At 46.5% G+C, this 12019-nt stretch carries 11 protein-coding genes; 9 read left to right on the forward strand and 2 right to left on the reverse strand.

Features of this window, described 5'->3' with window-relative positions; translation table 11 throughout:
* The first annotated feature begins 158 nt into the window (after nt 1–158).
* From ftsE to MKX35_RS05705, 5 genes are all read left to right on the forward strand, one after another.
* Nucleotides 159–845 carry a cell division ATP-binding protein FtsE gene (ftsE, locus tag MKX35_RS05685; RefSeq protein ID WP_042192319.1) on the forward strand — a complete coding sequence of 229 codons (687 nt, stop codon included), beginning with the start codon at nt 159–161 and terminating at the stop codon, nt 843–845.
* Nucleotides 835–1749 (forward strand): permease-like cell division protein FtsX, encoded by a 915-nt coding sequence (gene ftsX, locus MKX35_RS05690; RefSeq protein WP_042192317.1) that lies wholly within the window; start codon nt 835–837, stop codon nt 1747–1749. The genes ftsE and ftsX overlap by 11 nt, the downstream gene beginning before the upstream one ends.
* A 30-nt stretch (nt 1750–1779) precedes the next feature.
* Nucleotides 1780–3087 (forward strand): murein hydrolase activator EnvC family protein, encoded by a 1308-nt coding sequence (locus tag MKX35_RS05695; protein WP_042192315.1) that lies wholly within the window; start codon nt 1780–1782, stop codon nt 3085–3087.
* A 125-nt stretch (nt 3088–3212) separates the two neighbouring features.
* Entirely contained in the window at nt 3213–4679 is a 1467-nt protein-coding gene (locus MKX35_RS05700; protein WP_076297873.1) for a S41 family peptidase, read from the forward strand.
* A gap of 176 nt (nt 4680–4855) precedes the next feature.
* Nucleotides 4856–6166 carry a PDZ domain-containing protein gene (locus MKX35_RS05705; RefSeq protein WP_076297872.1) on the forward strand — a complete coding sequence of 437 codons (1311 nt, stop codon included), beginning with the start codon at nt 4856–4858 and terminating at the stop codon, nt 6164–6166.
* A gap of 53 nt (nt 6167–6219) precedes the next feature.
* On the opposite strand, the gene MKX35_RS05710 is transcribed toward MKX35_RS05705, so the two are convergent.
* A complete protein-coding gene (locus MKX35_RS05710; protein WP_076285705.1) occupies nt 6220–6873 on the reverse strand; it encodes a response regulator transcription factor in 654 nt (217 codons plus the stop codon).
* A gap of 57 nt (nt 6874–6930) precedes the next feature.
* Nucleotides 6931–8088, reverse strand: coding sequence for a sensor histidine kinase (locus MKX35_RS05715; RefSeq protein WP_042192307.1), 1158 nt, complete (start codon nt 8086–8088; stop codon nt 6931–6933).
* 166 nt (nt 8089–8254) lie between these two features.
* Between MKX35_RS05715 and MKX35_RS05720 the strand changes: the two genes are divergently transcribed.
* The 4 genes from MKX35_RS05720 (at nt 8255) to MKX35_RS05735 (ending at nt 11973) form a co-directional block, all read left to right on the forward strand.
* Nucleotides 8255–9190: an ABC transporter ATP-binding protein gene (locus MKX35_RS05720; protein WP_076297871.1), complete on the forward strand. Its 936-nt coding sequence runs from the start codon at nt 8255–8257 to the stop codon at nt 9188–9190.
* A gap of 16 nt (nt 9191–9206) precedes the next feature.
* Nucleotides 9207–10379, forward strand: coding sequence for an ABC transporter permease (locus MKX35_RS05725; protein WP_076297870.1), 1173 nt, complete (start codon nt 9207–9209; stop codon nt 10377–10379).
* A complete protein-coding gene (locus tag MKX35_RS05730) occupies nt 10372–11532 on the forward strand; it encodes an ABC transporter permease (RefSeq protein WP_076285708.1) in 1161 nt (386 codons plus the stop codon). The genes MKX35_RS05725 and MKX35_RS05730 overlap by 8 nt, the downstream gene beginning before the upstream one ends.
* A 117-nt stretch (nt 11533–11649) precedes the next feature.
* Nucleotides 11650–11973, forward strand: a complete 324-nt coding sequence (locus tag MKX35_RS05735; protein ID WP_042192298.1) for an L-rhamnose mutarotase — start codon at nt 11650–11652, stop codon at nt 11971–11973.
* Nucleotides 11974–12019 lie beyond the last annotated feature (46 nt).

The raw sequence follows: 12019 nt of genomic DNA on the forward strand, positions 1-12019 counted from the left end.
TTACAAAACTTTCGAATAGTGGGGCAGTTACGGGGTACTCAATCGGTTACAGATTTGTTACAATAGATACATTGCGGAAATATTGAAGTTTATGGAAACTTAAGCTGTACCCTGTCGATTCACACAAGTGGAAAATGTCATAATTGGGAAGTGAGAAAATGATTGAAATGCAAGATGTATGGAAGACGTACCCTAACGGAACTCACGCACTGCAAGGAGTTTCAGTAAAAATTGACCGCAATGAATTTGTGTATGTTGTCGGTCCATCCGGCGCGGGTAAATCTACTTTTATGAAATTGATTTATAGAGAAGAAGTGCCAACTAAAGGTCAAATTTCTGTGGGAGGCTTTAACATAGGGAAGCTTAAACAACGTAAAATCCCATATGTGCGCCGTAATATCGGCGTTGTGTTTCAAGACTTTCGGTTATTACCAAGGATGACAGCGTATGAGAATATCGCTTTTGCCATGGAAGTTATTGAAGCCCCGAAGAAGGTCATCAAGAAACGTGTGAATGAAGTTCTCGATCTGGTTGGACTCAAAAATAAAGCAAATCGTGAGCCCTCACAGCTCTCAGGTGGAGAACAGCAGCGTATTGCAATTGCTCGGGCTATCGTTAATAACCCATCTGTTATTATTGCGGACGAGCCTACAGGTAACTTGGACCCTGAGACTTCATGGGGCATTATGCAGCTGCTGGACGAAATTAATTTTCGTGGAACAACAATTGTAATGGCTACCCATAATAGAGATATCGTGAATAAAATGCGCAAGCGGGTGCTTGCGATTGAGAACGGAAACATTGTGAGAGACCAGGCGAGAGGGGAATATGGCTATGAGTTTTAAGACCTTCTTGCGACACTTGCGGGAAGGCTTCAAAAGCGTATTCCGTAATGGCTGGATGTCGATTGCTTCGATCACTTCCATCGTCGTCTCTCTTTTTGTCCTAGGTGTATTTATTCTTCTTGTTCTTAATGTGAATGCTGTAGCGGATGAGGCAGATAGCCAGGTACAGATTAATGTGCATTTGGCACTAAATGTAGATCAGAAGTTGCGTGAGACTTTGCAGACTGAAATTGGCAATATGCCGGAGGTCAGCAAGATTACGTTCATCTCCAAGGATCAAGGACTTAAAGATCTCCGTGCAGATATGGGTGAGGACGCGGCTGAGCTTCTGGAAGGGTTCGATGAAGACAATAACCCTCTCCCAGATACGCTTAAGGTAGAAGTTGTCGAACCTACTACAGTATCATTTGTGGCTGAGAAGATTGAAGCACTCAACAAGACACATACTGATCAGCCCATTTACAAAGTGAAATATGGCAAGGGCTCAATAGAAACCTTGTTCAAAATAACACGCGCTGTACGAAACATTGGTTTTATTTTTGTAGCAGGTCTGGGGCTCATGTCTATGTTCCTCATCTCTAATACGATTCGGGTTACGATACTTGCTCGTCGTAAGGAGATTGGCATTATGAAGCTCGTAGGCGCGACAAATTATTTTATTCGCTGGCCTTTCTTTATAGAAGGGGCATTGATCGGTCTGATCGGATCGCTCATTACCTCCGTTGTCTTGTATTTGGGTTACAGCACTTTGGAATCGACCGTACAGGGAGATCCTATGCTCCAATTGCAGCTAATTCCGTTCGATAATATTTGGATGCTGGTCGTCGGTGTACTAGTTGGACTAGGCGTGCTGATCGGCGTCTGGGGAAGCACGGTTTCTATTCGTAGGTTCTTGAAAGTTTAATATTAAAAAGTGAAGGATGGGGAGTGCAAGTTGAAGAAGATTGCTGCCGGACTAGCCGTAATGTTACTAGCTGTCACTATATTCCAGCCCTCTGATGGATATGCCAAAAAAACAAGTGTTGCCGAAATCGATAAGCAGCTAAAGCAGCTGCAAAAAGAGGTGCAGGAAGCTAAGGCGCAGCAGGAGAAAGCGGCGTCCCAAACGCAGGAAGCACAGCATTATAAGAATAAGACGAATCTCAATCTGCAGTATGTCTTACAGCAAGTGGATCAAGTTAAGGGCAAAATGACCGAAATCTCTACCCAAATTTCCGATACAGAACAATCTCTGAATGTTACGGCAACGGAGTTGGATAAAGCAGAAGCACGAGTCGCCTCTAGAGAGGAAGTCTTAGGATCCCGTGTTCGATTAATGTATACCGATGGTGCGGTTTCTTACTTGGATGTTTTGCTCTCCTCGACAAGCTTCGCTGATTTTCTGGATCGCGCGGATTCACTTAAGATGATTGTGGATCAGGACCAGGAGCTGTTAGTTCAACATAAGTTGGACAAGCAGACGGTGATAGAGAAGAAACAAGAGCTTGAAGGGCAATATGCCCAAGCCAAGCAGCTGTATACTTCTTTGGAACAACAGAGAAGTCTGCTGAAGGAGAAAGAAGCTGAGAAACAGGAGCTTATCGCTTTCTATGATAAGCAAATTCAAGAAAGTGATGATTTAAGTGAAGAGCAGAATGAAAAGCTAGTCAAACTGGCAAGCGAACGCTCTGCGCTGGAAACGCAAAAGGATAAGATTAAGGCAGAGGAAGCCGCTCGCAGAGCAGCAGCGGCTAAGGCGGAAGCGGCTCGTAGAGCTGCGGCGGCTGCCAAGAAGGCTGCAGCTGCAGCTAGTAAGGGAAGCAGTAGTTCTAGCTCCAGCTCTAGTGATACGGGATATTCAGGTGGAGATGGGCCGTTTCTACTTCCTGTAGGATCCGCAAGAATCTCATCCCCTTATGGACCACGGACACATCCAATCACGGGTGAGAAGGGGAAAGTACACACCGGCGTCGATTTTGCGGTTCCACAAGGAACCAATATTCATGCGGCGGATTCCGGAACGGTTATCTTGGCTGAATGGTGGAGCGGTTACGGATATTGTGTAATTATTGATCATGGAGGCGGAGTTTGGACGCTCTACGGACATATACGTAAAGGCGGTCTTAGAGTTAGTGCCGGGGATAAAGTCAATCGCGGAGATGTGGTTGCTGAATCTGGTTCCACAGGTAATTCAACGGGTCCCCACCTTCACTTCGAAGTACGGATTGACGGTAAGATTGTAAATCCTATGCCTTATCTCTAATTTTTAACGAACTTATAACTCATATTATTTGATTGTACGGCATATACTGGAAGAGATACCGTACCTTTCAGGACGGACTTAGGATGTTGTTTACAAGATGGACAAGAAGGGACGGTGGGAACATCATGTTAAAAAAAAGCACCGCGGCGTTTATGATTGTCGCCGCCCTGCTATGCGGTAGTTTAGTAACCTTGGGCGTGACGGGTTATACTCATGTCTTTGGACAAGCTGCAGGACAAGGATTAGCCTCTGCGTTGCAGGTTGCAGGTCTACAGCAGAAGGAATCCCAGAAGCTTGGGACTGCGCTCAGTTTGATTGAGAGCAATTACTACGAGACGGTAGATCGGGAGAAGCTGATAGATGGTGCTGTCAACGGTATGATGGAAGCGCTAGGCGATCCCTATTCCAACTATATGGGTAAAGAAACTGCTGAGAAATTTGAAGAGAGCATTGAGGGTTCCTTTTCAGGTATCGGTGCAGAAGTCTCTTCGGATAATGGTAAGGTAGTCGTGGTCTCCCCAATCAAGGGTTCACCTGCTGAAAAAGCAGGAATTCAGGCTAAGGATGTCATTTTGTCCGTTAACGGAGAATCGCTAGAAGGCATGGATCTAAATGCTGCTGTTGCGAAGATACGCGGACCTAAAGGCAGTAAGGCTACTTTGAAAATACAACGCTCAGGTTCTGTAGAGCCTCTGGAGTTCGCCCTTACACGGGATGATGTGAAGCTTGAGACAGTCTACTCAACCATGGAAAAAGACGGAGTAGGGGTAATCGAGGTTACTCAGTTCTCCCTAAATACCGCAGAACGATTCAAGGAAGAACTTGGGAAGCTAGAGAAGCAAGGCATGAAGGGACTGGTCATTGACGTCCGTAATGATCCAGGTGGTGTCCTTCCGATTGTGATTGAAATGGCTGAAGAGTTCGTTCCAGCTGGCAAAAACATAGTTCAAATTGAGTACAAAGATAAAAAACGCGAAGTTAGTACCTCCAAGGGATCAAGTAAGGCTTATCCAGTGGTAGTGCTAATGAATAAAGGTAGTGCGAGCGCCTCGGAAATATTGGCGGGAGCCTTGCAGCAGTCCGCGGGAGCCAAGCTAATTGGTGATAATTCATTTGGTAAAGGCACGGTGCAGACGAGCTTTGATAAACAGCTTGGAGACGGCAGCTTGCTGAAGGTTACCATTGCGAAATGGCTTACACCGGATGGCACATGGATTCACGGCAAAGGAATTAAACCAGATATTGCGGTAGCGCAGCCGGATTACTTCTCAGTGGCTCCGATTAACAAAAGCGTGACGCTGCAATATAACATGAACAACAGTGATGTGAAGAGTGCACAGACGATGCTGGATGGCTTAGGTTACAAGCCTGGTCGCAAAGATGGCTATTTCGATGCTGGCACTAAGAACGCAGTGAAGAAATTCCAGAGTGAAGCGAAACTTCAAGTCACAGGCATGATTGATGCCAAGACTGCGGAGGCGCTGGAGGTGGCACTGATCAAAGTGATCCAGGACCCTGCCAACGACAACCAACGGAATAGAGGGATTGCTGAGATTCAGAAGGAAATTAAGGCGGCAGCGTCGAAAAAGTAAGAAGGCTGAATTCAGCCTTCTTTTTTTCTGTTAAGATTAGAAAGGTAAACACTTAGGGCAGAAGGGTACAGTTCAATGCGCAGCAGAATCTTTTGTCGTCTCTAAAGGACGCCGAAGATGCCTCTGCTTGCTATAAACTTATCATTAACCGGAAGAAAAGGAGTGTGACGAACAGTTTGAATGTGATTCAGGAATGGTTAGGAAGCTTGGGCACTGCGTTCTTACACTTATTGATCCAGCCATATTACTATATTGCTATTATATTTATTGCGTTGTATTACCGTCGGCAGGTGGCATTAGAACGTAAGCTAATTCATGTGAAGTTACATAGCTGGGGTCAAGAAACGTGGCGAACGGTGTGGAGCGGGCTGGTGATGGGACTAGTGGTTTCTATTGCAGCCATATTGTTAGGAGTATCCTTATCAGGTACAGCTGTGGCCTGCATTTGGGTAGTCAGTATAGTGTTATCGCTATTGCGTGTACGGTATTTGTGCTTCGCTTATTCTATAGGTTTGCTAGGTGTGATTCAATTTGTACTGTCTTTCTTTCCAGATGCCTTACATAGCGGAACGGTCGGGAATATTACAACAGCCATACGGGAGATGGATATTCCCGCATTGCTAGTGCTAGCTGCGCTACTGCATATGGCGGAGGCGCTGCTGGCCCGCTGGCAAGGGGCCAAGCTTGCGACGCCCCTCTTCTTGAAGGGCAAGCGCGGCATGGTTGTCGGCGGCTATCAGCTGCAGGCTTTCTGGCCGCTGCCGCTGTTCCTGCTGATCCCTTCGGGCGCAGGAACGGATCTGCCATGGCAGCCGCTGCTGGGCGGCGGGCTTGGCATTGTCTCTTTGCCCGTCATCATCGGCTTCAGCGAGATGACGCAGGGCATGCTGCCCGGGCGCAAGGCGGCCCGCACTTCAGGACGGCTGCTGATGTACAGCATCGTCCTGCTCGGCTTAAGCCTGCTTGCCGCTTGGTGGAGCCCGCTGACCCTGCTCGCGGCGCTCGCAGCGATGGTGCTGCACGAAGGGTTAAGCTGGTACAGCGCTCTGGAAGAGCGCAGCATCAGCCCCATCTTCGTGCATCCACCGCGCGGCCGCAAGGTGCTGGCCGTGCTGCCGGGCAGTCCCGGACAGGAGCTGGGCATACTGCCCGGCGAGATTTTACTGAAGGTCAACGGGGTCCTGTTGACCGATGCCGCGCAGCTACATGAGGCGCTGCGCATGAATCCAGCGTTCTGCAAGCTGGAGGTGCAGAACCGTGAAGGGGAGAGCAAATACCTTCAGAGCCCGATTTACGACGGGGACCATCATCAGCTCGGCATCATTCTGGTACCGGAGACAGATGGAGCGGTTACTGCGGAGGCGAAGCCATCCAGCATCTTCAGCATCATCGCAATGAAGACAGGTACTCGCAGCCGGCATCTTCCGAACGGCCGACTCAAACGGAACAAAGCTACTGAAGCCAAGAAGGGATCAGCGGAAGGATAACTAAAGTCAAGCCCGGACTCTGGAAATAGAGTCCGGGCTTTTTTGTAGAACTCCTATCCCCGTCCACCCTTCAAATAGAAAATAGCGATTTGCGTACGATCTCGCAGCTCTAATTTACTTAGAATATCCGTTATGTAATTTTTGACCGTACCCTCGCTAAGAAACAGCTGTCCGGCGATTTCTTTGTTGGTATGCCCCTCAGCGATAGAGGCGACAACGGCCAATTCCATTTTGGTCAGTCCAAAAGATTCCAGTGGCTGTACCTGTGGAGATTCAGGACGGGCCGCGGGCTGTAGAAAGGTGGTTAGTTTGCGCGCGATATCAGGGTGAATCAGCATGTTGCCTTCATTAACTGTTTTGACACCTTGTATGATACGGTCAGGCGGTATGTTTTTGAGCAAATATCCACTAGCTCCGTTCCGTAGCGCCTCAATGATATACTCATCGTCATCGAAGGTAGTTAGCATCAGTATCGAAACCTGAGGAAAAGCCTGCTTAATTTTCTCTGTCCCTTCAACACCACCGCAGCCTGGCATCCGAATATCCATCAGAATCACATCCGCCATATTTCCCGCTTGGAGCAAATTCAAGGCCTCATTTCCGTCACTGGCAGCTCCGATCACTTCAATATCGGGGTCCATCCCTATCAGTACTTGCAGACTTTGACGAATAAAAGGATCGTCATCTACAATCATCACCTTAATCATTAGCGTGGCTCCTTCTTCATAATATAGATTTCTTTTTTGCTTCAAATCCTACGTTGCCTATACAATCTCTCCCTGCTTATAAATGGGCAACCGCGTAACAATGGTGAATTGAGGCTCCTGCCGCCATTCCAAGGTTCCGCCGATCAGATGTGTTCGTTCGAACATTCCTTTCATCCCGACCCCTCCACTTTCCGGCAGTTTGGTTAGTTTATTGCCTTCGGGAAGCGTCCCGTTGTTGCTGACCTCCATCGTAACTCCAGTATCACTAAAGTCGACTTTAATCGAAATCGCAGTTGCATTTCCGTGACGTAGGGCATTGGTTATGGCTTCTCGGGCGTTCTTATACAAGATCACCTGAATACTAGGATATAGCGGGTAAGGTATCCCGTGCACTTGGTATGAGGTCTCGATTCCCGTATCGCGGCCGATCTCTTCTAGCAGCCGGTCTAACGCATAAGCTCCCTCTAATTGTGGCGTATAGTTGATACGCTTCACTGCAGAGCGCATATCGTCCATGCTGGCTGACAATTGATCTCGAATGAGCTCCATCATCTGCATTCCGCTTTCAGGGGAGGTGGGTAAGGTGAGTAGCGCGGCTTCCATCATCATTTTAATGCGGATGAGGCGGTGGCCGATATCATCATGGAGCTGGCGGGAGATGCGAACCCGTTCTTTGGACTGGGCTGCATCTTCTATTTGGGCGTTAAACTCCAGCAGTCGGTTGCGGGCTTCATCCAGCTCGAAATGCTTTTTTCGCAGCTCATCGTAAAGATTGAGGGTGTTCTCACGGCCCCGACCCGCCCTCTGTAACAATTCGTTGAGATAGGCGATGAGCAGAAAAGTAATGTTGATGAATGTGATTATAAGTTTTGGAGAATCCCAGAGCGCTATGTTCAAGGTAATCAGATGCACAACCGTAAACACGAGAGGTACTGCTTGGGGCTGAAGTCTAGAATAATAAAGTAATGCTGAAATGGCCGGGAAAATCATTATGCTGCCGTACTGGTAACATAACCAGGCAGTGAACAGTATTTCCACAATGCTTATTAAGGCATGAAAGGAACGGGGTAGCTTTGGCACCATGACCACAAGGAATAGAAGCATCAGAATATGCAACGTGAAGATTCCATAGTCGGCATATGGATAGATGTAAATGCTAATACAAGCAGGAATTATGATGAGTAGGTATCGCAATAGGGTCAGTTCTCTAGTCACACCTAAGACATCCTTTATAGAGTTTCTTCTAATCTTAGCATATTCGCCTACTTCTTCAGGAGATGACTTAAGTCACCTTCAAAAGATGACTTTTCGTACCTCCGTGGTCAATCCCTTTAAGCTAAAATTGTAAATATAGAAGCGCAAAGACAGGAGCGATGAAAAGATGGCAATCGCCGTATTAACCGATGTGGTGAAACGATATGAAGGTAAATTAACAGTAGATCATGTGAACATGACGATAGAAGAAGGAGAAATCTTTGGCTTGCTAGGCCCGAACGGAGCGGGTAAAAGTACAACGATCAGTATGATCTGCGGCTTGCTTAAGATTGACGGGGGAGACATTGTTATCGACGGTCTGCCCGTTTCCTCGAAATCACTTGAGGTGAAGAAAAGAATTGGTTTGGTTCCACAGGAATTAGCCTTATACGACACGATGACAGCGGCGGATAACGTTACCTTTTTCGGAAGATTGTATGGTTTGCGTGGCAAGCTCTTGAAGGAACGGGTAGATGAGGCTCTTGCGTTCACAGGCCTTAGCGATCGTGCTAAAGAGAAACCCTCAACCTTTTCCGGAGGGATGAAAAGACGTCTGAATATTGCCTGTGCTATTATGCATCGTCCCAAGCTGATTATTATGGATGAACCTACGGTGGGGATTGATCCGCAATCTCGTAATCATATTCTTGAATCGGTTAAGGAGCTCAATCGACTCGGTTCAACGATTATTTATACCAGTCACTATATGGAGGAGGTTGCGGCCATTTGCGATCGAGTAGCCATTATGGATAAAGGGCATATCATTGCTTGCGGCACGGAAAAAGAACTGCGAGAACGCGTTGCCAAGGAAGAAAAAATCGTCATTAAAGCTGCTAATATCACACCGGAGCTTGTTCAGGAGCTGACGCTTCACCCTAGAATTAGACGCGTAGAAGCAAAGGATGAAGTAGTCGAGCTGTATCTGCCTTCTTCACAAGGGGAGCTACAGGACATCCTTTTTATTTTTGCCAAGCATAAGGGGATTATCGGCTCGCTAAATATTGAAGAACCTGATCTGGAGACGTTGTTTCTAAACTTGACCGGAAGGACCTTAAGAGATTAAAGGGGGGATTATTCTGATGAATACTTGGACGATTATGATCTATGAGCTGCGAAGACTATTTAGCTCACGTTCTATGATATTAAATATGTTTTTGCTGCCCCTGTTATTGATCTTTCTCTTAGGTGCTTCGCTCTCCGGTGTCGTTGGTGACAAAGGCTCCACTACTATTGATGTTGTGCGAGTGGCTGTTGTTAATCTTACTGGTGAGGGCTATGAGAGCTCGGCGATGATGGATAGCTTTTTGAAGTCAACAGAGCTTAAGGATATCATTACTCCGGTTATGGTGGGTAGTCGAGAGGCGGCAGAAAGCGGTCTGCGAACAGGAAAATATGGTTATGCGGTTGTTGTTCCTCCAGGCTTTGATAGTAAGGTACAGAGCGGTGAAGCCGCACAGCTGGAATTTATACTGGGCCAAAAAAGTACAGATAACAGGGTGGCAGGGACGGTCTTCGATAATTTTCTGAGGAATCTTAATTATAAACAGTCTGTGGCGATGACACTGGGTCCAGAAGCTTTGAACGTTATGGCACCTAGTTCCACCAGTAATGAGCCTTCCGTAAAGCTTGGAGAACTGAGCGAGGGAGGATATTCATATACTTCTTCCCAGTTCTATGCGGTATCCATGATGCTGATGTTTTTGCTGTATAGCGGCTTGACGGTATGTACTTCTCTTTTTAATGAAAAAGAAAATCATACCCTTTTCCGGATAAATTCAATGCCAGTCAAAGGCTCAGAACTGTTTATTGGCAAAATGCTTGGTGTGGGTGTTGTAAGTATAGTACAGTGCGCAGCGATTATTATTCTGACGAATGTGCTGTTCGGTGTGAATTGGGGAAATCGCCCGGGCTTGTTACTCCTATTTTGCTTGCTGATGATTGTGGCTTCGATGACCTTATCTATCGTTATTTCTATGTTCAGCAAGACTGGAGCAAGCGCAAGAAGTGTGGTTACGGTACTCACTGTAAGCATGACCTTCATTAGCGGGGGAATGGCACCACTTCCAGAATCGTGGGTGAACTCTATAGGGGCGTTTACGATTAATCATTGGGCAATGCAGGCTATTCTGAAAATGATGTTACATGCCGATGTATCGCAAATCATGCCGAATTTGGGAGTGTTATCGCTGATCTGCCTAGTGTTGTTCAGTGCAGCGGCTATCTCGTACCGGAAGGTGGGTTATCATGGATAAAATCTTAACGATTGCCTGGAACATGGTGAAACGAACCATTGGTACTAGGAAGGGGGTGCTCATCTATATTCTGCTTCCTTGTATTGTACTTGCAGGTATTGTTTCCGTTACTGGAACGATGGGAGAGAACCCAGCTGTTGTGCTGTATTCGAATATGGATAACGGGGCAGCAGGTAAGCATTTGCTCACTGAACTAAAGAATTCCGGAGAATATAAATTTGTAGAAAAGACTGACGAGACTGCTTTAAGAGAAGGCGTAGTCGATCAGAATGGAGAAGCTGGAATTCTAATTCCAGCAGGCTTCACTTCGGCACTACTTGCTGGAGAAGAACCACAAATTAGTGTGTATGAGCTGAAGACGAATGAAACTTCCGTTATGATTAAATTAAAAGCGAGCACAATTGCTGATGAAATGAGGAGTACGGCCGCGATCATAGGGGCAGTTAATAACGGATCTAAGGACGTTGACGCACAGTTTACTACGGTTATGCAAAGAGCGGAACAGCACAGTATTGGCAGCATTCGAACTGATTATAATCTATATCCTCGGGAGGGATTGGGAGTCGTTACGGGCTTAACGCTAATGTTTCTCATGAGCCTGGTCACGAGCTCTGTGTCTCTGATTATGGATGATCGGAAAGGCCGGACGATGATGCGAATGTTCAGTGCTCCGGTTCGTTCTTACGAGATTGCTATTGGTAATTTTCTGGGTAGCTTCATGGTCGGACTGATTCAGATCGTCGTAGTGCTCGCCTTAGGTCGCTGGGTGCTGCACTATGATTATGAAGTTCCAATCTATCTCTATTTCCTTGTTCTTGCGGCATTTATGCTGGTGTCTATGGGGATCGCGAGTACAGTGGCAGGATTAATTCGTAATCCTAATAATGCTGGTATGCTGAATTCCCTTATTATCACACCGACTTGTATGCTTGGCGGCTGCTTTTGGCCTTTATCCATTATGCCGGACTATATGCAGAAGGCGGCTAACTTTGTTCCGCAAAAATGGGCCATCCAAGCGGTCGACATCGCTGCAACCGGTGGGGGCTGGAATGAGTTGTGGTTACCCTTTGCCATCTTAGGTCTTATGGCTGCTGTGCTACTGGCGATTGGTTCTGCCATTCTCCGCCCAAGTGAAGCTGGAATTAATGCTTAGAAAGCATAAGGCTAGATATTCATAGCTTGGGCTGTTACCTTCAGGTACAATAATAGGTATCAAATGTATTTGATTCTTATTATGTACAATAGAGGACATTTCTAGGAGGATGAACAGATGAGCAGCAATAAATTGGCTTGGACATGGCGGGTGAAGGAAGAATGTCTGGAAGAGTATGTAGCGATGCATTTAAATCCTTGGCCAGAAGTTTTGGAGGAGCACAGTAAGGCTGGTATTTCTAACTACTCCATCTTTCAGAATGGTAATCAATTTTTTTATTGCTTTGAATGTGAGGATACAGAAGCGGCTTTCGATTACATTGCTAAAAGTGACGCCTGCAACCGATGGAATGCCATTACTTCAAAGATGGTTGAAGGGTCATTTGATTTCAATGATGAGGTGCCAATGTTGCCTTTACGTGAAGTGTTCTATCTAAAATAGTGAAGCTGATTCTTTATTAACTAAAATTTGCATAAGGTAAAATATC

Origin of the sequence: Paenibacillus sp. FSL R5-0923 (assembly GCF_038009145.1) — a bacterium.
In the GTDB taxonomy this organism is placed as follows: Bacteria; Bacillota; Bacilli; order Paenibacillales; family Paenibacillaceae; genus Paenibacillus_AQ.